At 74.6% G+C, this 23598-nt stretch carries 18 protein-coding genes; 10 read left to right on the top strand and 8 right to left on the bottom strand.

The window, feature by feature from the left end; translation table 11 throughout:
* Window positions 1-94: 94 nt before the first annotated feature.
* Both STBA_RS15060 and STBA_RS15055 read right to left on the bottom strand, forming a co-directional pair.
* On the bottom strand, window positions 95-2683 hold the full coding sequence (locus STBA_RS15060) for an NACHT domain-containing protein (RefSeq protein WP_077059742.1): 2589 nt from the start codon (window positions 2681-2683) through the stop codon (window positions 95-97).
* A gap of 123 nt (window positions 2684-2806) precedes the next feature.
* Window positions 2807-5941, bottom strand: a complete 3135-nt coding sequence (locus STBA_RS15055) for an NACHT domain-containing protein (protein WP_077059741.1) — start codon at window positions 5939-5941, stop codon at window positions 2807-2809.
* Window positions 5942-6508: 567 nt separating this feature from the next.
* On the opposite strand from STBA_RS15055, the gene STBA_RS15050 reads away from it, so the two are divergent.
* The 4 genes from STBA_RS15050 (at window position 6509) to STBA_RS15035 (ending at window position 9040) form a co-directional block, all read left to right on the top strand.
* Window positions 6509-7393, top strand: coding sequence for an arylamine N-acetyltransferase (locus STBA_RS15050; RefSeq protein WP_077063338.1), 885 nt, complete (start codon window positions 6509-6511; stop codon window positions 7391-7393).
* Window positions 7394-7498: 105 nt separating this feature from the next.
* The gene (locus STBA_RS15045) at window positions 7499-7705 is read left to right on the top strand and encodes a hypothetical protein (protein ID WP_077059740.1); all 207 of its coding nucleotides are present in this window, start codon (window positions 7499-7501) and stop codon (window positions 7703-7705) included.
* A gap of 218 nt (window positions 7706-7923) precedes the next feature.
* Window positions 7924-8535, top strand: coding sequence for a DNA-3-methyladenine glycosylase I (locus STBA_RS15040; RefSeq protein WP_077059739.1), 612 nt, complete (start codon window positions 7924-7926; stop codon window positions 8533-8535).
* A 100-nt stretch (window positions 8536-8635) separates the two neighbouring features.
* The gene (locus tag STBA_RS15035) at window positions 8636-9040 is read left to right on the top strand and encodes a hypothetical protein (RefSeq protein WP_077059738.1); all 405 of its coding nucleotides are present in this window, start codon (window positions 8636-8638) and stop codon (window positions 9038-9040) included.
* Between the two features lie 377 nt (window positions 9041-9417).
* Here the strand turns inward: STBA_RS15035 and STBA_RS15030 are convergent, their stop codons facing one another.
* A complete protein-coding gene (locus tag STBA_RS15030) occupies window positions 9418-10383 on the bottom strand; it encodes an AraC family transcriptional regulator (protein ID WP_077059737.1) in 966 nt (321 codons plus the stop codon).
* Window positions 10384-10626: 243 nt separating this feature from the next.
* Here STBA_RS15030 and STBA_RS15025 point away from each other — a divergent pair, with 243 nt between their 5' ends.
* Entirely contained in the window at window positions 10627-11052 is a 426-nt protein-coding gene (locus STBA_RS15025; RefSeq protein ID WP_077059736.1) for an ATP-binding protein, read from the top strand.
* On the opposite strand, the gene STBA_RS15020 is transcribed toward STBA_RS15025, so the two are convergent.
* Window positions 11010-11900 carry an AraC family transcriptional regulator gene (locus STBA_RS15020; RefSeq protein WP_077059735.1) on the bottom strand — a complete coding sequence of 297 codons (891 nt, stop codon included), beginning with the start codon at window positions 11898-11900 and terminating at the stop codon, window positions 11010-11012. The genes STBA_RS15025 and STBA_RS15020 overlap by 43 nt on opposite strands.
* Window positions 11901-11981: 81 nt before the next feature.
* Here STBA_RS15020 and STBA_RS15015 point away from each other — a divergent pair, with 81 nt between their 5' ends.
* Window positions 11982-12812 (top strand): NAD(P)H-binding protein, encoded by an 831-nt coding sequence (locus tag STBA_RS15015; RefSeq protein WP_077059734.1) that lies wholly within the window; start codon window positions 11982-11984, stop codon window positions 12810-12812.
* Window positions 12813-12873: 61 nt separating this feature from the next.
* Here STBA_RS15015 and STBA_RS15010 read toward each other — a convergent pair whose 3' ends face one another.
* Complete coding sequence (locus tag STBA_RS15010) at window positions 12874-15552, bottom strand: BTAD domain-containing putative transcriptional regulator (protein ID WP_077063337.1); 2679 nt, start codon at window positions 15550-15552, stop codon at window positions 12874-12876.
* Between the two features lie 100 nt (window positions 15553-15652).
* On the opposite strand from STBA_RS15010, the gene STBA_RS15005 reads away from it, so the two are divergent.
* The gene (locus STBA_RS15005; RefSeq protein ID WP_079251933.1) at window positions 15653-16339 is read left to right on the top strand and encodes an NAD(P)H-dependent oxidoreductase; all 687 of its coding nucleotides are present in this window, start codon (window positions 15653-15655) and stop codon (window positions 16337-16339) included.
* A gap of 81 nt (window positions 16340-16420) precedes the next feature.
* A complete protein-coding gene (locus STBA_RS15000; protein ID WP_077059733.1) occupies window positions 16421-16840 on the top strand; it encodes a GNAT family N-acetyltransferase in 420 nt (139 codons plus the stop codon).
* Window positions 16841-17327: 487 nt separating this feature from the next.
* Here STBA_RS15000 and STBA_RS14995 read toward each other — a convergent pair whose 3' ends face one another.
* Window positions 17328-18245, bottom strand: coding sequence for an A/G-specific adenine glycosylase (locus tag STBA_RS14995; RefSeq protein WP_077059732.1), 918 nt, complete (start codon window positions 18243-18245; stop codon window positions 17328-17330).
* A 134-nt stretch (window positions 18246-18379) separates the two neighbouring features.
* Here STBA_RS14995 and STBA_RS14990 point away from each other — a divergent pair, with 134 nt between their 5' ends.
* A complete protein-coding gene (locus STBA_RS14990) occupies window positions 18380-19192 on the top strand; it encodes a hypothetical protein (protein WP_077059731.1) in 813 nt (270 codons plus the stop codon).
* A gap of 38 nt (window positions 19193-19230) precedes the next feature.
* Here the strand turns inward: STBA_RS14990 and disA are convergent, their stop codons facing one another.
* Both disA and radA read right to left on the bottom strand, forming a co-directional pair.
* Complete coding sequence (gene disA, locus STBA_RS14985; protein ID WP_077059730.1) at window positions 19231-20355, bottom strand: DNA integrity scanning diadenylate cyclase DisA; 1125 nt, start codon at window positions 20353-20355, stop codon at window positions 19231-19233.
* A 42-nt stretch (window positions 20356-20397) separates the two neighbouring features.
* The gene (gene radA, locus STBA_RS14980; RefSeq protein WP_077059729.1) at window positions 20398-21795 is read right to left on the bottom strand and encodes a DNA repair protein RadA; all 1398 of its coding nucleotides are present in this window, start codon (window positions 21793-21795) and stop codon (window positions 20398-20400) included.
* A gap of 126 nt (window positions 21796-21921) precedes the next feature.
* Here radA and STBA_RS14975 point away from each other — a divergent pair, with 126 nt between their 5' ends.
* Window positions 21922-23592 carry a sigma-70 family RNA polymerase sigma factor gene (locus tag STBA_RS14975; protein ID WP_143659485.1) on the top strand — a complete coding sequence of 557 codons (1671 nt, stop codon included), beginning with the start codon at window positions 21922-21924 and terminating at the stop codon, window positions 23590-23592.
* Window positions 23593-23598 lie beyond the last annotated feature (6 nt).

Raw genomic sequence — 23598 nt, 5'->3', positions numbered from 1 at the left:
CGCGGGGCGCGCCCCGGCGCGCGCCCCGGCGGAGCCGGCACGCTCCCGAGCGGAATGTCCCCGCGGCCCGACGGGCCGCGGGGACATTCCCGTGTCAGGAGTCCTGTTCCACGGTGATTCCCGCGGGCACCCCGTGCACCGGCCCCACATGGTGGCCGAGGCGCAGCGTCGTCAGCCGGGGGAACGCGGCCAGCCAGTCGAGGCCGCGCCGGGCGTCGTGGACCAGCAGGTAGAGGTGGGTCAGCGGCTGCGCGGCGAGGCCGTCGATCAGCTCGTCCGGGGTGAGCCGTTCCGCGACCTTGACCCGGGCCCGGCCGCCGAGGCGCCGCAGGGCCGCCAGCTCGCCGAGGTCGGTGACCGTGAAGTACAGGCCGGCGGGGTTCAGGTGCGCGATGATCTCGTCGGCGTACCGTTCGGTGTCGAAGCGCCGCCACGCGCCGGCCAGCTCCGCCCGTACGGCGAGGGAGGGGTGGGAGCGCAGCCGCGCCAGGTAGTCGATCGCCGCGTCGTCCCTGACACCGGTGGCGGTCGCGGCCAGCAGGAGTGCCTTGCGGTCCGGCACGCCCTCCGGGTCCGGCAGCAGCTCCAGGGCGATCGGCCCGATCCAGCCGAGGCCGCGGGCGCTGGCGACGCTCTCCGGCTGGACCAGGAAACGCGTGCGCTGGCGGACCATCTCGCGCGCCTCCGGGCTCATCTCGGTGGCGTGCTCAAGACAGGCGGCGGCCAGCAGCTTGCAGTACTTGGCCTCGGCCGGGCGCAGCCCGGGCTTCGCGGACACCAGGTTCTCGATCATGCGGGCGCACTCGTCCGGGCGGGCCAGCGAGATGGCCATGCGGATCACCTCGTCCCAGTCCGGGCGGTGCGCGTTGTTCACCAGGAACGGGAAGTCGTGCCGCTCCACGGCCTCCTTGGCGCTGAGGTAGTCCTGGAAGGTGCGGTGCACGAAGTCGACGGAGTCGGGCGTCGGCATGCGCAGCAGCCCGGTGCGGTGCAGCAGGTGGTCGAACAGCTCCTCCGCGGTGCCCTGCCCGCCGGCGCTCGGGATGGCGGGCAGGTGGCCCGCGAGGATGTCGACGGCGGTGGCGCGGTCGATCTCGGACCGGTCGTTGAGCAGCATCCAGTGGGCCAGCTTCTGCAGCAGCCGTTCCTTGGCCTCCCGTTCCAGCACGATGCCGTCCGCGTCGACCTCGCGCTCCGGATCGCGCCGTTCGAGCAGCATTGCGAGCGCCGCCTTGTACAGGGCCTTGCGCCCGCGCGGCAGGATGCCGTTGCGGTCGCGGTTCAGCGCGCAGATCAGGCCGCAGAGCAGCGGGTTGGTGGCCAGGCGGCGCAGCTCGCGGATGATGCGGACCGAGTGCAGCAGCTTGCGCTCGTACTCGGGGAGGCGGGCGTGGTCCCGGCCGCCGTCGTCGGCGGACGCGGCGTGCCATATGCGGATGAAGCGGTCGACCTGCTCGCGGCTCATCGGGGCCAGGCTCAGCTCGGTGAAGGACTGCGCCGCCAGCCAGTTGTCGCGCACGGCGGACGGGCGGCTCGTCACCAGCCACAGGTTGCCGGGGAACATCCGCAGCAGTCGGCCGAGCTGGCGCCTGATCTCCTCGCGGCGGTCGGCCGGCGCCTCGTCGATGCCGTCGATGAGCAGCAGCCCGCGGCCGGCCTTGAGTACGCGCACGGCCCAGCCGTTCGGCTCGGCACCGGCCAGCGGGTGGCGGGCCGCCGCCAGGAACTCGGCGGGCGCGGGGAAGTCGCGGCCCGCGAAACGGCGCACCGGAAGCACGAACGGAATCCGGCCGCGCATGCCCGTCAGCTCGCCGGACAGCCGGCCGGCCGCCGCGGACACGGCGAGCCACTGCACCAGTGTCGTCTTCCCCGCGCCGGCCATGCCGCGCAGCAGTACGCGCTCGGACCTCGCGAGGGCCTGGTCCACGGGGATCGGCGGCTGCGGGCCGCCGGGCTCCGGGTCCTCCCCGGTGCCGGCGCCCGCGACGTCGACGCCCAGGTGCAGGTAGGTGGCGCTGAGGGACCAGCTGTCGGGCGAGTTGGTGAAGTCGACGCCGACGATGGTGAGCTGGTCGTGCAGCTGGACGAGGCTCGCGGTGTACTCGGCCTCGAAGGGGAGATCCTCGGCGGCGGGCTCTGGCGTTCGCGTCAGCAGGCGGATGACCTCCTCGATCCGCCGGCTCTGCTCGACGAGGGTCCTGGGCACGAACGTCGACCGCTGGGTGAAGAAGTGCAGGATGTGGACGCTCGCGCTGTCGATCAGCCGGTCGTGCAGCAGCGCCCCGTCCGCCGACAGGCCGCGGCAGGCGTCCGGCGCCCTGGTCCGCAGCAGCCCCGCGAACCGCTCCGGGCCCAGGCCCACGGCCTGGGCGTCGTCCATGTCGAGCGTGCCGAGCCCGTGCAGGGTGCGGGCCACGGCCTCGGCGACAGCGGTCCGTTCCGCGGCGGAGAAGGGGTCGTGCGGACCGGTGGCCTGCTCGGCGCGCCGCACCAACTCGTCGGCCAGGCGGCGCAGGTCGCGCTCGGTCAGCGTGCGCTTCTCGCCGGTGAAGGAGACGAGGGCCGAGATCCGCACCGGCCGGTCGGCGAGCCCGGCGCCGGGGCCGTCCTGGCGGAACAGCCGCTTCACCAGCGGTGTGAACGCGGCCGCGGCGATGCGCAGTCCGATGGCTCCTGTGTCCATCTGTCCCAGCGTAAGTCAAATGTGTCCGGATCGGGGCGAGTTCGGCAGCGGTGACGTATCGGCAACGGAGACATGCCGGCAGCGGCGACGTGTCACCGGTGGACGTGTCACCGGTGGCGCGGCTCAGTAGCGCCGGGCCTCTGGTGCCGTGATCGCGACGTGCTCGGGAACGCCGTGTGCCGTGCTCGGGGAGAGCACGTGGAGCGAACGGAGGCCGGGCAGCCCTTCAAGCGGCAGGAAATCGGTGGCGTCGTTGTTGACGATGAGCGTCTCAAGACCGGGGAACACCAGGACGACGTCGCGGAGCATGTCCGGGGTGAACGGCTCCACGCGGTCGTACGGGAACAGCTGCACGAAGGTGACCTGCGGCAGCACCGTGCCGGTGCGCGCCAGTCCGCGCACCGCCTCGACGTGCGTGGTCAGGTGCGCCAGCTCCGCCAGGCCCGCCAGGGCCCGCCCCTCGGCCGCGGTGAGGGGGCGTTCGGCGAAGTGCAGGGCGAGACGGACCAGCCCCGGCCAGGCCCCGAGGCCGGTGAGTCCTGGCAGCTCGGACGGCAGTGTGAGGGAGGTCAGGGGCGCGTCGCGGGGCAGCCGGTCCAGCGAGTCCAGCTCGTAGAGGGAGCCGATCGTCAGCTCCTCAACGCCGGTCAGCTCCCCGAGGCCGCGCGGCAGCGGCTGCACCGTGTCGCTGTACAGGCTCAGCTCGCGGAGCGGCCCGTCGGCCAGCGGCGAGAGATCCGCGATGCGCGGGCAGTTGTCGAGCAGCAGTGACTCGATGCGGCCCGGTCCGTTCAGAAAGGCGACGTCGGTGATCGTGTCGCAGTCCCGCAGCCGGAATGTGGTGATCGGCCGACCGGTCAGGAACGCGACGATATCGGCTTCGGCGAAATCGCCGCGCAGATTGAGCCCGCTCAGTCCCGGCAGGGATCGCAGGTGGTGCAGCTCCGCGAGGGTATGTGCCGGGAACACCTGGCCGTCGGCATGCGGCAGGTGGGCGACGATCTCGTCGAAGTACCGGTCGATGTCGAAGCGGTGCCAGTGTGAGGCCAGAAGGTGGTGCACGAAGGGCGCCGGATGATCACGGAACGCGCGCAGTTTGACCAGCGCGCCGTCCGTCGGCGTCCGGGTCAGTGCGAAGATGACCGCGTCGGCCTCCTCCTCCGACAGCCCGTCCGGACCCGGCAGCAGGTCCATCGCCACCGACCCGACATCCGCGAGCACCCGGCTCTCGTCGCGCACCCGCGGCGGAACGAACCGCCGCGCCCGCTCGATCACTTCGGCACGCACCGCCGGCTGCAACTGGGTGGCGTGCTCCAGGCAGGCCATGGCGAGCAGGTGCAGGCGTACCCGGTGCTCGGCGTCGCTGTCGCCCCGTGCGACGAGAGCGGAGAGCAGTTCACCGCGCTGCACCGGCTGGGCATGGGCCACGGCCATGCGGACGACGTCCTCCCACTGGTCCTCGTGCGCCTTGGCGACCAGGGCGGGGAAGTGCTGCCAGTCCACGATCTCGCGGGCGCCCAGGTAATCCTGGAAGGTGCGGTGCACGAAGTCGAGCGCCCCGTCCGAAGGCTCCCGCAGGAGCCCGGAACGCTCGACCAGATGACGCAGCACCTCGGGCGCGGGGCCCAGCTCGTCGCCGCGGTGGATGACCGGCAGGGCATTCGCGATCAGCGAGGCGGCCAGCGATGTGGACAGCTCCGAACGGCCGTTCGTGATCAACCAGTACGCCAGCTTCTGGAGCAGCGAGATCTGCGTGTCCGCGTCCAGCAGCAGCGCGCCGCGCGGCGGGTCGGGGCGCTCGCGGTCGCGCCGTTCGAGCAGCATCGACAGCGCGGCGTCGTACAACGCCTTCCGGCCGCGCGGCAGGTGGCCGTTGCGCTCCCGGTGCAGCGCGCAGATCAGGGCGCACATCAGCGGGTTGGTGGCCAGGGCGGCCAGGTCCTGGCGGGCGTGCACCAGGTCGAGCAGCACGGCCGCGTCCTCCGCCGTCCCGCCGACCGCGCGGTGCCAGCGGTGCACGAACGCCCGCACGTCGGCCTGCCGCATCGGGGCGAGGGACAGTTCGCGGAAGTCGGCGGCGTCCAGCCAGTCCTCCCGGACGGCGGAGGGGCGCGCGGTGACCAGCCACAGGTTGTCCGGGTACGTCGCGTGCAGGCGGCGCAGCCAGCGGCGCACCGGTTCCCGTTCGTCCTCCGGTATCTCGTCGACGCCGTCCACGAGCAGCAGGCCGCGGCCGGCGGCCAGGACGCGGTCCGCCCACCGTTCGGGCTGCGCGCCGGCCAGCGGGCAGTCGACGGCGGCCAGGAAGCCGCCGGGGTCGGGCAGCGCCCGGCGGTCCCGGGTGAGCGTGCGCATCGTCAGTACGAACGGGACCCGGCCGAGCAGGTGGAGCAGACCCTCCTCGGGGTCCTGGCGGGCCGCGGTGACCGCGAGCCACTGGACCAGCGTCGTTTTGCCCGACCCGGCGTGCCCGCGCAGCAGGACGCGGCTGACGCCGCTCAGCGCGCGCTCGGCGCGCAGCGGCGCGGCCTCTTCCCTGCCCGCGGCCGCGGCGGCGGCCTGCCGGGCTTCCAGGCTCAAGTAGGCGTCGTCGAGCGGCCATTCGCGGGACTGCTGGAGGTCGAGGCCGTAGATGGCGAGGCGGCCGTACTCCTGCGTGACGTAGCGGCCGTAGCGCCGCTCGAACATGGCGTCCTCGGAGGGCTGGTGCGGGAGGCGCTCGGCCATCAGGTCGGTGACGCGGACCAGCCGGTCGAGCTGACTCGACTGTTCGACGAGCGTGCGGGCGACGAAGGTGGACCGCTGCGTGAAGAAGTTGAGCACGTGCAGGCAGGCCGAGTTGAGCAGGCGTTCGTAAAGCAGGTACGCGTCGTCCGCCACGGGGCCGTCGGCGGGCAGCATCAGCTCGCGGGCCAGGATGTTGTGACCGAGCCGCACCGCCTGGATGTCGTCCATGTCCAACTCGCCGAGCCGGAGCAGGGAACGGGTCAGCAGATCCGTCGCACGGGTCAACGTGTCCGGCGAGGGCGCATCGTGCGGGCCAAGGGCGCGCGCCGCCTGGCGCACGACCTCGGCGCTCAGCTTGCGCAGGTCACGTTCCGCCAGCTTCCGCTGTTCGCCGCGGAACGACACGAGCGCCGAGATCCGCACCGGCCGGTCGACGAGCCCCGCACCCGGGCCCTCCTGCCGGAACAGCCGCTTCAGCAGCGGGGTGAACGCGCTCGCCGCCAACCGGAGTCCGAGACCTGCCGCTTCCATGGGGCGAGCGTAGCCGGGCACCGCTTCCGCGCCGCCCCCGCCGCCGCCGCTCGACGTGCGTCGCGTCCGGAAGGTGGGGGGGTGAGGCAGGCGCCGTCCAAAGGGGCACGGGCGCCGGGGAGTTCGCGGGGGCCGGGCAGGCGTAGGGTGTTGTCCCCAGCCCGTTCACCTGGCCGAAGGGACCCGGCGGGTGCCGCACGTGCGGCCCGTGCGGCGCGGACGTGCCGGTCTCCATGCCGCGCCGGACGGGGTCTGGCGGCTGCGTCCGCGATCGGGCCGCCGGATGTCGACCAGGGGCCGTCGCCCGGCGCCGCCTGCGCCGTGCCGTGGGGAGCGGCCCGCCGCTGAGCGTGGGCAGAGCCGCACACGTGACGAGCGGCCGGCCCGCGTGCCCGGCCGATTCCGTATCGGTGTTCCATGCGCGCACTTCTTTTCCCGGTTTCCCGGAGGAAGGAGTGGGAGCGCTCCCAAAGGGGGGAGAATGCTGGGGCGCGGGGAGGAACTGTCAACAGGTGGCGTAGGGCATGTGCGCAACACTTGTCGTGGGAGGCGGTTGATGTGGAGAAGATGCAAAAGGCCGATGTGCGCCGGTACCTCCGCCGGCTGGGCGTGCCGGACTTGGGGCGGCCGTCCCTCGCGGCGCTGCGCGCCGTGCAGTCGGCACATCTGGAACGGGTGCCGTACGAAACGCTCGATATCCACCTCGGCCGGATCACGGCGGTGAGTCCGGCGGAGTCCGTGGCCCGCGTGCTGCGCGGACGTGGCGGATACTGCTTCCACCTGAACGGTGCGCTGGCCGCCCTCCTGCGCGCGCTGGGCTACCCCGTGGTGTGGCACCGCGGCGGCGTCCACGCGAACGCGTCGGCCCCGGCCCCCGGCGCCGACGCGAGCCACTTGGCGCTGACCGTCACCTGCGAGGGCGAGGAGTGGCTCGTGGACGTCGGGCTGGGGGACGGGCCCTACGAGCCGCTGCCGCTGCGGACCGGCACCTGGCGTCAGGAGCCCTTCGCATACGGGCTGCGGCCCTCGTCGGCCGAGCCGGGCGGGTGGCGGCTCGACGTGACGGACGGCGTCACCTGCGCGGGCATGGACTTCGCGGCGGAGCCCGCGCGGCCGGGGGACTTCGCGGCGCGCCACAGGGAGCTGTCCACGGCGCCCGACTCGCCGTTCGTCCGTACCGCCTCGGTGATCCGCCGGGACGCGGAAGGGGTGGACATGCTGCGCGGCTGCGTCTTGAACAGGCGGGACGCCACGGGGCGCAGAGAGCGCGAACTGACCACGGCGGCCGACTGGTTCTCCGCGCTGGCCGACATCTTCGGGCTGACCCTCGCGGACACGGACGAAGGGGAACGGGCCGCCCTCTGGCGGCGGGTGCGCGGCAGGCACGAGACCTGGCAGGCGACGCAGGACCCACCGCGGCACGCGAGGGGGGACGCGGTGGCCGCGGGCTGAGGCCCGGCCCCGGGCGCGGGCCCCGGGCCCGGGTGCTGCGGTCGCCGAGTGGCGCGGACCGTCCGAGGATGGAAGGGCCGGGAGACAGAGCGGAGGTGCGGAGGCATGCTGCATTTGATGCGCGCCGAGTACGAGGAGGAGCGGCCGGAGTCGGTGAAGATCTGGCACATGGTCCGGGGCGAGGGCCACGTCGCGATGTGCGGACGGGCGCTCCGCGAGGACGCCGGAACCCTGCCGGACGGCGAGTGGGGCAGCACGGCCGAGCCCGACTGCCACAGCTGCGGCGCCCTCTACCTGCGCGAAGTGCCATAGCCCTCGCCCCGGCCCGTTCGCCCCGGCCCGTTCGCCCGCCCCGCGGGGCGGGCGAACGGGTGCGGCCTCTGCCCGGCGGGCGGCCCGTGGTGAAGCCGCGTCGTCCGGGTGGCGGTCGACGAGGCGCGGGAGCCGTGGCCGTGGCGCGGGGCGCGGGCACGCCGGGCAGCCTGCCGGGGCCCGGCCCGTTGTCAGAGCCGTCCGGCACACTCTGAGATATGAAATCGACGCCTGCCATGGCGGGTCCCGACGGGCTGCTGCGCTGCCCGTGGGGCGTGGGCCCGGAGGACTACCTGGAGTATCACGACAGCGAGTGGGGGCGCCCGGTCCTGGGCGACGACGCGCTGTTCGAGCGGCTGTGCCTCGAAGCGTTCCAGTCGGGTCTGTCCTGGCTGACGATCCTGCGCCGCCGGGAGGGCTTCCGTTCGGCATTCGCCGGGTTCGGCATCGCGAAGGTGGCCTTGTTCACCGACGGGGACGTGGCCCGGTTGCTGGGCGACACCGGCATCATTCGCAACCGGCTGAAGATCGAGGCCACGATCGCCAATGCCAGGATCATTGCCGAGTGGGCGCCGGGCGAGCTGACGGAGTTGATCTGGTCGTACGCGCCGGAGCCCGCAGACCTGCCCGCGCCCCGGGGCACGGCCGACATACCCGCGACCACGCCGAAGTCGGTGGCGCTGTCCTCGGCGCTGAAGAAGCGCGGCATCCGCTTCGTCGGCCCCACGACCGCCTATGCCCTGATGCAGGCGTGCGGCCTGGTCAACGACCACCTCGCCGCCTGCCACGTGCGCCGGGCCGCCGGAGCGGCGACGGGCGCGGAGGGCTGAGGCGGGCCCGCGGCCCGTCCCGGCCCTGGTCCGCCGGCGTCCGGCCGAGGGGCGCCGGCACGGGCCCGGGATTGTCAGTGCCGGGTGGCAGGCTGAGCACATGGCGCCGTGGACTCTCACCGACATCGCCGCCGCCCTCCGCACCGGCTGGGCCGCGGACACCTGCTCGCCCGACGACATGCTCCGCTCCCCCTGGAGCCCGGACAATCCGGCGTGGGGACACTGCGACATCACGGCTCTCGTCATCCACGACATATTCGGCGGCGATCTGGTGCTCGGCGATGTGCACCTCGTCGGCCGCCCGGTCGGCCACCACTGGTGGAATCGCCTGCCCAACGGTGTGGAGATCGACCTGACCCGTGAGCAGTTCCGGCACGGTCAGACCATCTCCCGCCCGCGGGCCGTGCCCCGGCCCCCGGGCCCGCCGCGTCGCCGCCGCGAGGCGTACCGCCTGCTCCGTGCGCGGGTCGCCGACTGCATCGGGCCGCTGCCGGTGGCCGCGTGAGGGCCGCCGGGCGACGGCGCGGGACAGGGCGAGCAGGGCATGTGGGGCGTGTGGGGCGTGCAGGGCGAGGGGCCCGATGGACGCTGACTGGTCCCACGGCCGCTCGGTGCCCGCGCCGTCGCCCGGGACGCGGATGCTCGGCGTATCTCTTCATGCGGGCATACGCAGGACCGGACGCCGGTCCGTCCGTCACCGACAGCCGCACGCTCGCCGGTTTCCACAGCCTGGGGATTGTTCGCCGCGACGTTCACCGGACGCGCCACACCGCGTGCGGCCGCGGTGCTCGCTTCGAGCTGGTCGAACGGCCGGTCCGGCCCGGAGCGGCGGATGCGCCGCCGTCAGGGCCGACCGGTGGTGACTGGCTGGTGCGGCCCGCGCTACGTGGCCGGCCGGGGCGTTCCGCGCCCGGCGTGCTCCCGCCGGTAGCGGCCCGGCGCGGTGCCGTACTCACGCTTGAACGCTTTGGCGAAAGCAAATTCCGAGCGGTAGCCGACGCGTCGGGCGACCGTGCCGAGTGGCGCGTCGGAGTCGCGCAGCAGGCGGCCGGCGATGGTCATGCGCCACCACGTCAGATAGGCCAGGGGCGAGGAGCCGACGAGCGCCGTGAAGCGCTGCGCGAACACCGAGCGCGACAGCCCGCCGCACGCGCCCAGGTCCTCGACGGTCCACGTGCGGGCGGGCTCGGCGTGGATGGCCTCCAGGGCGCGGCCCACCGCGGGATCGGTGAGGGCGGCCGCCCAGCCGGCGGGCTCCTGCCGCCCGCTGGCCCAGGCGCGCAGGACGTAGGGCAGCATCGCGTCCACGAGCGCGGGCACGATGCCGTCGCGGCCGGGGCGCCGTTCGTCGAGCTCCGCGCCGAGCAGCTCCGTTATCGAGTGGAGCGCGCCGTGCCGCCCGGGGAGGTGCAGTATTTCGGGCAGCGCGCGCATGAGGGGGTGCACGCGGGAGCGGGACAGCTGATACGCGCCGCACAGCAACACCGCGCGCGGTCCGGGGCCGTCGATCTCCAGGTGCCCTATCGGTGCCGATGGCTCCTGCCGCGCGGGGGCGAACTTGGTCAGTGCGCCCGCCGGGTCGTGGGCGAGCCCGTGCGCCCGGCCGTCCCGCAGCAGGAGCACGTCGCCCGGCGCCAGGGCGAGGGGCTCTGCCGCCGGACGGGCCGCCCCTTCCGCCCCTTCCGGTCCGTTCGGTGTCACGAGCCAGCAGGTTCCGCGGAGTACCACGTGGAACGCGGCCCCCTCGGTGGCGGGAAACCTCAGCCCCCAGGGAGCGCGCATTTCGGCACGGGCCGATACGGAGCCCCCGGTGCGCATGGCCGCGAGGACGTCTGCCAGGACATCCATGTCCGTGACTCTATCGCTGACGGTCCGGCAACGCAGGAGGATTGAACATGTACTCGGGACTCGCAAATATTCATCGTCCGGCACATGCGGCCCCCTTCGCATCGTGCACCCCGCGCATGCGCCCGGCGCGCGCGCTGTGGCGCGCGCCACCGCGTGGGGACGAACCACATCTCCGCGGTTGGCGCGGGCGTGACGAGGCACTCGTAGTGGTGTGCGGCTTTCTGAGCAACCGAGGAGCTTCCTATGTGTCTTGTCCCCACGCGGTCCGGGACCGCCGACTTCACCTTGCGCTTCCCGGCGCACCCCGTGTGGGTGCGAAACGCCCGTCAGGCGATGCGCACCGCACTGTCAAGCGCCGTCCCGGCCAATGCGGAACTCATCGAGACCGCCGTCCTGTTGACGTCCGAGGTCGTGAGCAACGCCATCAAGGCGTCGCTCGACTGCCCGTCGCCGCCGCCGGTCGACGTGCACGCCTGCTGGTCACCCGACGGTGACCTCCAGGTCAACGTCCACGATCGCGCCCCCGGCGAGCCACGCCTGCCGGACCAGGCGCCCCCCTCGGACGACGAACGCGGCCGCGGCCTGCTGCTGGTGACACGTTGCGCCCGCAAGTGGGAGGTCTGCCATCACGTGCCCGGCTCGGGCAAGACGGTCTGGTTCCAGCTGTAGATGCCGTCCGCGTCCCCGTCCCGGTCCGCGCCGGACGCCGCGCCGCCGCGCAGCACCGCCGCCCGGTGCTCACTCGGGCTGAGCCCGCGCACCCGTTTGAACGCGGCGCTGAAGCCGAACGGATCGGCGTATCCGACGCGCCGCGCGACGGCCGCAACCGTCGACGCCGGGCTTTCGGCCAGCAGGTCCGCGGCCAGGGTCATCCGCAGGCCGGTCAGATAGGCGAGCGGGGCTTCGCCGACCGCCTCGGTGAAACGCTTCGCCAGCGTCGTGCGCGATACTCCCGCCTCCGCCGCCAGCGCGGCCAGCGTCCAGGAACGCTCTGGGGACCGGTGCAGCGCGATCAGCGCGGGACCCGCCACTTCGTCGCCCAGCGCCCGGTACCAGCCGGGCGGTTCGGCCCCGGGCCGGTCGAACCAGTCGCGCAGCGTGCACACCAGCAGCCAGTCGAGCAGCCGGTCGACCACGATCTGCCGTCCCGGCCCCTTCCGTGTCAGATGGGCCGCCACGTAGTCGCGCATCCCGGCGCAGTCGTGATCGTCCGGCACGACCAGCATCCGCGGCAGCACGCGCAGCAGACGGTGCTGCATCTCGCCGCGCAGCCGGCACCTGCCGACGAGCAGCGTCATATCGCCGTCGGCGTCGAACGGTTCCGGGCCGCGGACGATTGCCGTCTCGCCGAGCCGCAGCTCCCGGCCCGCGAGGCGGCCCGCCCCGCGCAACGGAACGCACAGGGTCATCACATCGCCCGCGCCGAGCCGGGGCGCGTCCGGCGGCGTGAGCCGCGTCAGGTCGACCACGGCGCCGTCGGTGCACACGCCGCGGAGCAGATCGTCGAAGGGGTCCATGAGCCCCAACCGTACGGCCGGGCATGCGCCGCGAACGGCCGGCCATGGGCTCGGCCGCCGCGAACCGCGAGCCTTGAGGGCATGAACGACAACGACATTCTGGTGCTGGGCGCGACCGGCAAGACCGGGCGACGCGTCGTGCGCAGGCTGCGCGCCGAAGGACTCGACCCGCGCGCGGCATCCCGTTCCGGCGACGTGCGCTTCGAGTGGGAGCGGGCCGACACATGGAAGCCGGCGCTGACCGGCGTGCGCGCCGTCTACCTCGTGGCGCACGACGATCCCGCATTCGCGCCCCCTTTCGTGGACCTGGCCGTGGCGGCGGGGGTCCGGCGGTTCGTGGTGCTGTCCGGGCGCGGCATCGAGGCGTCCAGGGCCGCCGGTTACAGCCTCGGAATGGCGGAGGCGGAACGGGCCGTCACCGCCTCCGGCGCGGAGTGGACGCTGCTGCGGCCGAACAACTTCAATCAGAACTTCGACGAGGACCTGTGGCGGGAACCGCTGCGGCGGGGACGGATCGCGCTGCCCATCGGGGACGTGCCCGAGCCGTTCATCGATGTCGAGGACATCGCCGAGATCGCCGTGTCCGCGCTGACCACGGACCGGCATGTGGGGGAGGTGTACGAACTGTCGGGAGCGGACGACCTGTCGTGGCGCGGGGCCGTCGAGGTCATCGCCGGTGCCGCGGGCCGGGAGATCCGCTACGAGGAGCTGACGCCGGAGCGGTACCGCACGGAGCTGGCGGCCGGGGGAGTGCCACCGGTCTTCATCGACGTGCTGGACGGCCTGTTCGCCCTGCACCGCGCGGGGCACACCGCGCAGCTCGCGGACGGCGTGCGGCGCGCGCTCGGGCGCGAACCGGTCCCGTTCGCCGACTGGGCCGCCCGCGCCGCCGCGGCCGGAGCATGGACGTGAGCCGGAGCAGGAACGCGGGCCGCACGCGGGCGTGAACGCCGGGGCGGGCGCGGCGGCGGGGTCATCGCGCCGGGTCGAGCGCCGCGGACACCGCCGCGGTGACCCGGTCCACGTCGCCGCGCTCGGCGGGCGACGGCGGCGCGCCCGCCCCGGCGCGCGCTGCTGTCGCCTCTTCGAGCAGGCGCGCCGCCGTGCCGCCGTCACCCGCCAGCGCGTGCGCCCCCGCAAGCCCTTCGAGCGCATAGCCGACCGCCCGCGCGTCGCCCGCGGCCCGTGCCGCGGCGAGGGCCTTGCCGTGCCGCGCCAGCGCCTCCTCGGGGGCACCGCGCAACTCGGCGGCGAAGCCGAGCTCCGTCAGCACCAGCGCCTCCACCGTCAGGAAGCCGTCCTGGCCGCACCAGTCGAGCGCCGCGTTCAGGTGCCGCTCCGCCGGTTCGAGCCGCCCGGTCCTGCGGGCCACCAGGCCGAGACCCAACTCGGCGAAGGGGCGTCCCTCGTACGGGGCGGTCCGGTCGAGCAACCCGAGCCCGGACCGCCACGCAACGGCACGCTCCCGCGTGCCGGAGGGCAGCGCCTCCCCGCAAGGACCCGCGGCCGACGGCCCGTCATCGTCGTGGGTCGTGCTCTCGCCGACGATGCCGAGCGCGTCCGCCAGCGACCTGTCGGCCTCACCGCACCGCCCGCGCCGCACCCAGTACCAGGCGAGCGCGGTCACCAGCCGCAGCGCGAGCGCGGCGTCCCGCCGCAGCAGCGCGCCGTCGAGCGCCGCGCGCAGGTTGCCCGTCTCGGTGTCGAGCACGGCGAGCCACTCGCCCTCGCTGCCGATCCGCTGATACGCCTCGGCGCACTCGGCCAGCATCGTGTAATACGCGTCGCGCCGGCGCACCATTTCGGCGTGCTCGCCGGCCTCGCGCAGCCTCTCGACCCCGTACGCCGCGACCGATTCGAGCAGCCGGTACCGCGGGCCGTGCTCCGTCTCGGTCATCGTCACCAGGGACCGGTCCACCAGCCGGGCCAGCGGCTCCAGCACATCGCCCGGCTCCTCGGAGACCACCCCGCCAGGCCCCTTCCCGAACGACTCGGGGCCGCCGTCCGAGCAGACCGCCTCCACCGCGTTCAGCGAAGCGCCGCCCGGGTGCACGGCCAGCCGGCGCAGCACGGCGCGCTCCGGCTCGTCCAGCGGCTCCCAGCTCCAGTCGAGCACCGCGCGCAGCGTGCGCTGGCGCGCCGGCGCGTTCCGCGCGCCCTGTGTGAGCACCCGGAACCTGTCGTCCAGCAGGTCGGCCAGCCGCTGCACGCCCAGCGCCCGCACGCGGGTCGCGGCCAGCTCAAGCGCGAGCGGCACCCCGTCGAGGCGCCGGCAGACCGCCGCGACGGCCGCCGCGTTGTCCGCCCCCAGGGCGAACCCGGGCGCGGCCGCCGCCGCCCGCGCCGCGAACAGCCGGACGGCGCCCGCCTCCTGGACCGCCCGCGGCGCCGCATCCGGCGGGGGAACGTCCAGCGGCGGAACGGCCCACAGCGCCTCGCCGGAGATACCGGCCGGCAGCTGACTCGTCGCCAGGACCCGCAGCCCCGGCGCGGCCCGCAGCAGGCGTTCGGCCAGCTCGGCGGCCTGCTCGATCACGGGCTCGCAGCCGTCCAGCACCAGCAGCCGTTCGCCCGGTCCGAGTTCCGCCGCGAGCCGGTCGCCGTGCCGCGTGCCGAGCGCCGCGGCGACCGCGTCCGTCACCGCCTCGGGCCGCGCGGGCGCCGCCGCCAGCTCCACCAGCGCCGTGCCCTGCGGGAACCGGTCCGTCAGCCGGTCGGCCACCGCGAGCGCGAGCCGCGTCTTGCCGACCCCGCCCGGCCCCGTCAGCGTCACCATCCGGTGCGCCGACAGCAGGGCCGCCACCTCGTCGACCGCGCTCTCCCGCCCGATCAGGCCGTTCAGCGGCGCGGGCAGCACCGCAAGCGCCCGGCGACCGGGCGGCGCCGCGGGCGGTGCGTCGAGCAACGGGTCCTGCCGCAGCACGGCCTGGTGCACGGCGACCACCTCGGGCCCCGGGTCGGCCCCCAGTTCGTCCCGCAGGCGCCGCCGCAGCTCCTCGAAGCTCTCCAGCGCCTCGCCCTGCCGCCCCGTGCGGTACAGCGCCTTCAACTGGAGGGCCCGCAGCCGTTCGCGCAGCGGATGCCGGGCCACCAGACCGGTCAGCTCGGGCAGCAGCGCGTCGTGCTCGCCCAGCGCGAGGCGCGCGTGGGCGCGTTCCTCCTGGGCAGCCAGCCGCTCCTCCTCAAGGCGCATGATCGCCGGACGGGCGAACGGCGCGTCCGCGAAGTCGGCGAACGCAGGACCCCGCCACAGCTCCAGCGCCTCGTCCAGCAGCGCCGCGCGGCGCCGCGGATCGGTGCCGTACGACCTGGCCTGCGCCAGCAACTCCGCGAATCGGATCGCGTCGACCTCCGCTCCGGCCACCAGCAGCGCGTAGCCGGACGGCCCCGACACCACCAGGTCCCGGCCGCCAGGACCGGCAGCCTCCAGCGCCCTGCGCAGCTGCGACACTTTCGCCTGGAGCGCGGCGCCGGGGCGGGCGGGCAGCCGTTCGCCGTCCCACACGTCGTCGATCAGGCGGGCCGCCGGCACCGGCCGGCCCTCGTGCATCAGCAGATTCGCCAGCACCGCCCGCACCTTCGCCTCGGGCACCCGCACGGCGCGCCCATCGGCGGCCGTCACCCGAAGTGGTCCCAGAACCCCGAAACGCATGCCGTCACGGTAACCCGCACGGTCCACGCACGGTCCGGTCACGGCGGGCCATGAGCGGACCATCAGCGAACCAGAAGTGGCGTTGCGGAGAGTGGACGGCATGAACGAGACACCCCACGCGACCACCACCACCGCGGCCACGCCTTCCGGCCCGACCACGACGAGCCCGGCTCCCTCCTCCTCCGCCCCTGCCGCCGCTTCTTCCTCCTCCCGCGGGCCGCTGCGGCTCGCGGTGATCGTCGGCAGCACCCGCAGGGGCCGCTTCGCCCCGGTGCCCGCCGAGTGGTTCGCCGGCAGGGCGCGCGAGCACGGCGGCTTCGAGGTGGACGTCGTCGACCTCGCCGAGGAGCGGCTGCCCGACACCCTTGTCGACGACGAGCGCTCCATTCCCGAGCCCGTCGCGCGCCTCGCGCCCCGGCTGGCCGCGGCCGACGCCTTCGTCGTCGTCACCCCCGAGTACAACCACAGCTTCCCCGCACCCCTGAAGACGGCCATCGACTGGTTCTACACCGAGTGGCAGGCCAAGCCCGTGGGCTTCGTCTCCTACGGCGGCGTCAGCGGCGGCCTGCGGTCCGTCGAGCACCTCCGCGGCGTGTTCAACGAGGTGTACGCCATCCCCACCCGGGACACCGTCTGCTTTCCGAACTACCAGGACGCTTTCGGGACGGACGGGCAGCTGCTGGCCCCCGACCGGCCCAACGAGGCGGCCAAGACCATGCTCGACCGCCTCGCCTGGCTGGGCCACGCCCTGCGCAACCACCGGGCCGACCATCCCTTCGCATCATGAACGGCCCGCATGCCGCCGCCCGCAGGGAGCCGTGGCGGGGCCGGGCGCCACCGTCCGAGCCGTGCCGCGTAGCGTGCGGGGATGGCTGTTGACATCCGACGAGTGACCGCGGTGGCCGACGTCCTCGCCGCGGAGGGGCTGTACGACGGGCCGGCCCGTCCGGAGTGGGCCGAGCGGTTCCTCGCCGCACCCGGCCATCATCTGTTCGTCGCGTACACGGCGGACGGCGCCCCGGTGGGCATGGTCACGGGCGTGGAGATGACGCATCCGGACAAGGGGACGGAGATGTTCCTCTACGAGCTGGGCGTGGACGAGGGCCACCGGAGGCAGGGCATCGGCCGGGCCCTGGTCGAGGCATTGGCCGGTCTGGCGCGTGAGCGCGATTGCCACAGCATGTGGGTCGCGGTCGACGCGGACAACGAGGCGGCGCTCGCCACCTACCGCTCCGCGGGCGGCGTCACGGAGGGTCCGGTGACCGTTCCGGTGTGGGAGTTCCGCTAGGGCCCGTCATCAAAGGGACTGTCCGGCACGCGACGACTGGCATCCCCTCTGGCTGCGTTGCCGAATCACCCAAGCACTCCCCGGACTTCTCCCCCGGACTTCTCCCCCGGACTTCTCCCCCGGACTTCTCCCCCAGACTTCGTCCGGGAGGTGCCCCCAGGGAGGTGCCCGCAGGGAGAGGCACCCGGGGAGGTGCCCGCAGGGAGAGGCACCCTCACGTGCGAGGACGATCCGGCGCCTTGCCAGAGGGGCGCCATCCGCCGCTCGCTGATCGGACGCCCCTTTGAAGACGGACCCCAGGCCGCGCGCCTCGCCGCCGTGCTCGGCCGCTTTTCCCGGCCGCACGCCGCTGCCGGGCCAGCCGCCGGAACGGGCCCGGGCTGCTGGCGGCGACCGCCGCGTTCGCCATCGGCCCGTGGCTCGGCGCGGGGCGGACGCCGGGTCACTCCGGGAGCGGTGGTGTGTCGCCCGGCCGGGCGACACACCGTCAGACAGCGCCCGGCAGCCGGTAGCGGCCGTCCGGCAGCCGCTCGGCGAGCCCGTCGCCGACCAGGCCGTTCAACGCGCGGTTGCGCTGCTCCGGGTCGTGCCACACCCGGTCGAGCACGGCCCGCTCCACCGGCCCGGACGCCTCGCGGAGCACGGCGAGCAGCTTGCCGCGCACCTGACGGTCCGTTCCCGCGTAGGTCTGGCCGCGGCGCGGCGGGCCTTCGTGGGCGGGCGAGCCGGCGCCGCGCCAGGCACACAGGTCGGCGATCGGGCACTTCGCGCACTCGGGGCCGCGAGCCGTGCACAGCAGCGCGCCCAGCTCCATCGTGGCCGCGGCCCAGCGGGCCGCCGTCGCCGGGTCCTCCGGCAGCAGCAGCCGGGCCAGCTTGCGTTCGGCGGCGGTCGTGGCGTTCGGCGGGTACTCGGTGCCGGTGACGACGCGGGCGAAGACCCTTCGCACGTTCGTGTCCAGTACCGCGTGACGCTGGCCGTACGCGAACGAGGCGACGGCCGCCGCCGTGTACTCGCCGATGCCGGGCAGCGCCAGCAGCTGGTGGTGGTCGGTGGGCACCTCGCCGCCGTGCCGTTCCGCTATCGCCGCGGCCGCGTTGTGCAGGCGCAGGGCCCGCCGCGGGTAGCCGAGACGGCCCCAGGCGCGGACGGCCTCACCCGGCGGCTCCGCGGCCAGGTCGGCGGGGCGCGGCCAGCGGCGCAGCCACTCCTCGTAGACCGGCAGCACACGGCTGACGGGCGTCTGCTGGAGCATGAACTCGCTGACCATGACCCCCCAGGCGCCCGCCTCGGGGCGGCGCCAGGGCAGATCGCGGGCGTGCTCGTCGAACCAGTCGATGACCGGGGTGTGCAGGGCGGTGGGCGGCGTCGTACTCGTCGATGTCGTCGCAGTCGTCGCAGTCATGGCAAAGGCGATCCTGGCACGGCAGGGGCACGGCACAAAGCGGACGGCGCTTTGCGCGTGTTGATACGCAACGGTGTCCCGGCGAGTGGTGGGTAGGGGGCTTGGAGGTGACGGAAGTCTCGTAAGGTTTCCGCGTGGGATCTCTGCGCACTCCTGTCGGCCCGCTGCCTTCGTCCATCTACTGGCGACGCAGGGCCGTCGTGCTGCTGCTGATCGCGCTCGTCGTGCTGCTCGTCTTCTGGGCGCTGCGCTCGGGGGGCGGCGATGACGAGCCCGCCGGACACGACGATGGCGCGGGCGGCCCCGCCGAGTCCATCACCCCGGGGCCCACGCCCTCCGAGTCCCTCATCGACGAACGCCCGGGCGGCCGGGACGACTCGCCGTCCGGCGACGAGACCGGCGAGGACGGCGGTGAGGACGGCACGGGCGACGACGGCTCCGGCGGGGACGGCGGCGACGCGGACGGCGGCGCGGCCGAGGGCTCCGACGGATCTGAGGGCGACGGCACCGGCGACGACGGGAACGGCTCGGGCTCCGGCAGCGGCGCCGGGCTGCCGGCGTGCACGGCGGGCGCCCTGGAGATCTCCCTGCGCAGCGATGCCAACGCCTACGCGCCCGGCGAGGAGCCGGAGATCCGGCTGACCGTGGCGAACACCGGGCCCGCCTGCCGCGTCGATTTCGGGCACGAGGCGCTGACCATCACGGTGGCCAACACGGCCGACGAGCAGGTGTGGTCCTCCGCCGACTGCCCCACGGGACTCGGCTCGGACCCGGTCGCGGTGCCGGCCGACGGCTCCGCGCACCACACCTTCACCTGGGACCGGCAGCACTCCACCGCCGACTGCGACGGCACGGGTCCTGACGCGGCGGCCGACTCCTACCTGGCGGAGGCCGCGCTGGCCGACTACCCGGTGGTGCAGACGACCTTCCGCTTCGAGGAGGACTGAGAAGGACCGAGGAGCCCGCACGGCCCCGCCGCGGCGGCTCAGACGTACCGCTCCAGGATCGAGGACTCCGCCAGCCGCGACAGGCCCTCCCGCACCGAGCGGGCCCGCGTCTCGCCGACGCCGTCCACCGCCTGGAGGTCGTCCACGCTGGCGGCGAGCAGCTTCTGGAGGCCGCCGAAGTGGTCAACCAGCCGGTCGATGACCAGGCCCGGCAGCCGCGGCACCTTCGCCAGGAGCCGGAAGCCGCGCGGCGAGACGGAAGTGTCAAGCGATTCGGGGGCGGCGCTGTAGCCCAGGGCCCTGGCGACCAGCGCGAGCTCAAGCAGCTCGGCGTGCCCGAGGCCGTCCAGCTCGGCGAGGGCCGTGCCCACCTTCCGCGAGCGCTTGCCGCCCGCCTCCGGCAGGTAGTCGCGGACGACCAGCTGCCGTTCCGGCTCGACACCGGCGATCAGCTCGTCCAGCTGGAGGGAGAGCAGCCGCCCGTCGGTGCCCAGCTCCACCACGTACTCCGCGATCTCCGCCGCGATGCGCCGCACCATCTCCAGGCGCTGCGCCACCGCGGCCACGTCCCGCACGGTGACCAGGTCCTCGATCTCCAGGGCGGACAGCGTGCCGGTCACCTCGTCGAGCCGCAGCTTGTACCGCTCCAGGGTGGCCAGCGCCTGATTGGCGCGGGACAGGATCGCGCCCGAGTCCTCGAGCACGCGCCGCTGCCCGTCCAGGTACAGCGCGACCAGCCGCATCGACTGGCTGACCGACACCACGGGGAAGCCGGTCTGGATGGACACCCGCTGCGCCGTGCGGTGGCGCGTGCCGGTCTCCTCCGTCGGGATGCTCGGGTCGGGAACGAGCTGCACCCCGGCCCGCACGATCCGCGAGATGTCCCGGTCCACGATGACCGCGCCGTCGAGCTTGCACAGCTCGCGCAGCCGGGTCGCGGTGAACTCCACGTCCAGCACGAACCCGCCCGTGCACAGCGACTCCACCGTCCGGTCCACGCCGAGCACGATGAGGCCCCCCGTGTTCCCCCGGAGGATGCGCTCCAGGCCGTCCCGCAGCTGGGTCCCGGGGGCGACCGCGCTCAGCGCGGCCCGCAGCAGGCCATCCGCCCCGGGACCACCCCCGGCCCTCCCGGGACCCGCCGGGCGGTCGCTGGCTGCCATGCAATCCTCCGGAGGACGAACCTGCGCTTGGTGCACATGAGTCTACCGGCGCACCTCCTCCCGCCTGCTTGACTCCGCGCCGCGCGCGGGCAGCACCCGCAGGGCCTCCCCGATGTCCGCGACCTCCCGCACCCGCATCCCGGCCGGCGCCCCGCCCGAGTCGGCGGGCACCAGGGCCTGGGTGAAGCCGAGCCGCGAAGCCTCCGCGAGGCGCCGCTGCACCCCGGTGACGCGGCGCACCTCCCCGGCGAGGCCGACCTCGCCGATCGCCACCAGATTCTTCGGGAGGGGCGTGTCCGACGCCGCGCTGGCCAGCGCGAGCGCCACGGCCAGGTCGGCGGCAGGCTCGGACAGGCGCACCCCGCCGACGGTCGCGGTGTAAATGTCATTTTTTCCCAGGGCCGCTATCTGGCCGCGCTGCTCCAGCACGGCCAGCATCATCGACACCCGCGACGTCTCCAGACCCGACGTGGTGCGCCGCGGCGAGGGGATCTGACTGGCCACCGTCAGCGACTGCACCTCCGCCACCAGCGGCCTGCGGCCCTCCAGCGTGACCGTCAGGCAGGTGCCCGGCACCGGCTCGTCCCGGCGGGTGAGGAACAGCCCGGAAGGGTCGGCCAGCGACGTGATGCCCTCGTCGTGCAGCTCGAAGCAGCCGACCTCGTCGGTGGCCCCGTAGCGATTCTTCACGCCGCGGACCAGCCGCAGCCTGGCGTGCCGGTCGCCCTCGAAGTGCAGGACCACGTCCACCAGATGCTCCAGCAGGCGCGGCCCCGCGATCGCCCCGTCCTTCGTGACGTGCCCGACCAGCAGTGTCGACATGCCGCGCTCCTTGGACGCCCGGATCAGCGCCCCGGCCACCTCACGCACCTGCGCCATCCCGCCCGGCGCGCCGTCCACCTCGGCCGAGGCGACGGTCTGCACCGAGTCCAGCACCAGCAGCGCGGGCTTGACCTGGTCCAACTGGCCGAGCACCGAGCCCAGATCGGTCTCCGCGGCCAGATACAGGTGGTCGTGCACGGCGCCGATCCGGTCCGCCCGCATCCGGACCTGGGCGGCCGACTCCTCACCCGTCACGTACAGCGTCCGCTGCGCCTCCGACGCGGACTTGGCCGCGACGTCCAGCAGCAGCGTGGACTTGCCCACGCCCGGCTCCCCGGCGAGCAGCACCACCGCGCCGGGGATCAGGCCCCCGCCGAGCACCCGGTCCAGCTCGGGCACGCCCGTGCCGCGCGCCGCGGCCTGCACCGCGTCCACCTGCCCGATCGGCACCGCGGGCGAGGCGACGCGGGCCGCGGGGACCGTGCGCACCGCGGGCGCGGCGCCCAACTCCTCGACGGTGCCCCAGGCGTGGCACTCGGGGCAGCGCCCGAGCCACTTGCCCGTGGCCCAGCCGCACTCGGTGCACCGGTACGACGGGCGGTCTGCTTTTCGAGCCATGACCCGAACGCTACCCCCGGCCACCGACACCGACGGGCCGGAACAGACGCCCCACCGTCACCCGTTAGAAGGAACCTGGACGACCCGGCGGCGGTGGCGGTGCCGCGGCGCTTAACGTCCCACCTGATGACACGCAGCCGCGAACGACCGGCGCGCGGCGCGCACCGCCCCGCCGCCGCTCCGTCCCCAGCCACCAAGACCGCCGCCTCCCCGGCCGACGCCGGTGCTTCCGCCACCCGGCCGCGGAAGGACCGCCGCCAGGCCGCGTACGACGACGCGTATCTGGACGGGCTGTTCACCTACTGCCTGTCCGTCATGTGCGAGCACGACGCGGCCACCGCCGCGCTGGGCGAGGCGCTCGCGCTCGCCGAGCGGCAGCACGAGAGCGGCCGGCGGCCCGCCGATCCGGCCCTGGCCAGGGCCTGGCTGTACGCGCTGGCGCGCTGGGCCTGCCTGCGCCGTCTCGCCGTGCACAAGGGAGAGGGCGAAGGCAGGCCGGTGCCGCGGGCGTTCGGCGAGGACGCGGCGCGGCGCCACCGCGAGCTGGCGGCGCTGTCCTGGCCCGAGGCCGCCGGCACGACGCCGGAGCAGCGGGAGGCACTCGAGCTCGCGGTGCGGCACCAGCTGTCCGCCCGTGAGCTGGCCCGGGTGCTGCGGCTGGCCGCGCCGGCCGCCCACACGCTGCTGACCGCCGCGGCGCGCGAGGTGGAGCGCACCCGCGCCGCGCTGGCCGCCGTGGACGCCGCCGGCTGCCCGGCCGCTGCGGCGCTCTCCGGCGACGACCGCGGCGTGCTGCTCGGCCCCGCCATGCGCCGCGAGCTGCTGCGGCACGTGGACGAGTGCCCGTCCTGCCGGCTGATCGCGCAGCGCGCGACGGCCGAGGTGGGCTGGCCTGCGACCGGTTCCTCCGGTCCTTCCCGGCTGACGGTGCTGCCCGCCCCGCGCGCGGCGGTGCAGGCCGCGCGGCTTGCGATCCGGCGTGCACGTTCCCAGTACGCGCCCCGTTACGACCGGGCCGGGTTCCCGCTGTTCGACAAGGACAAGCAGGGGCGCCGCGAACGGCTGCGCAGCCGCGTCGTGACGTCGGCGGTGGCCGTGACGGTGGTCGCCGTTCCCGTGCTCGCGCTGTGGGCCGCCTGCCGCGGGGCGCCGCCCGAGGGCGAGTCTGCGGGCGAGGACACCGCCGCGGCGGCCGAGGACACGGAGACGCACGGCACCGAGGGTGCCGGCGAGCGGCCGTACGAGACGACCGGCCGGACCGGGAGCGGCACGGGCTCCGCGGAGGCGGCCGAGCCCGGGTCCGGGGCGGACGGGCACGGCCGCGACGGGGCCGGCGAAGAGGAGCCGGACGCCACGGACGACGGTGCGGGGCGCCCGGCGGACGCCGGGACGGACGGCGGGGCGGACCGGGGCGAGGAGACGCCGGCCGCCGGGGAGCTGGTGGTGGATGCCGTGCCGACGGACGCGGGCACGCGGATCACGCTGACCGCCACCGGCGGCGCGCCCGTCGACTGGTCGGCCGTCACGGACGTGCCCTGGCTGTCGCTGAGCCGCGCCTCCGGCACGCTCGGGCCGGGCGAGTCGGCGGTGATCGAGGTGACGGTGGACCGGGCGCGCGAGCCCGCTGGGGAGTGGCAGGGCCGCATCACGGTCGGTCCGGCCGCCGCGGTGGTCACGGTCGAGGGCAGCGGCCCGGAGGGCACCGAGCCGCCCGAGCCGCCGGACGATCCGGAGACGCCCGAATCGCCGCCAGGCGAGCCGGGCACCGGCCCGGACGAGGACGCCGGTCAGGGCTGACGCGCC

It is taken from the genome of Streptomyces sp. MP131-18 (assembly GCF_001984575.1).
Taxonomy (GTDB): Bacteria; Actinomycetota; Actinomycetes; order Streptomycetales; family Streptomycetaceae; genus Streptomyces; species Streptomyces johnsoniae.
This window is presented reverse-complemented; position numbering and strand designations above follow the sequence as displayed.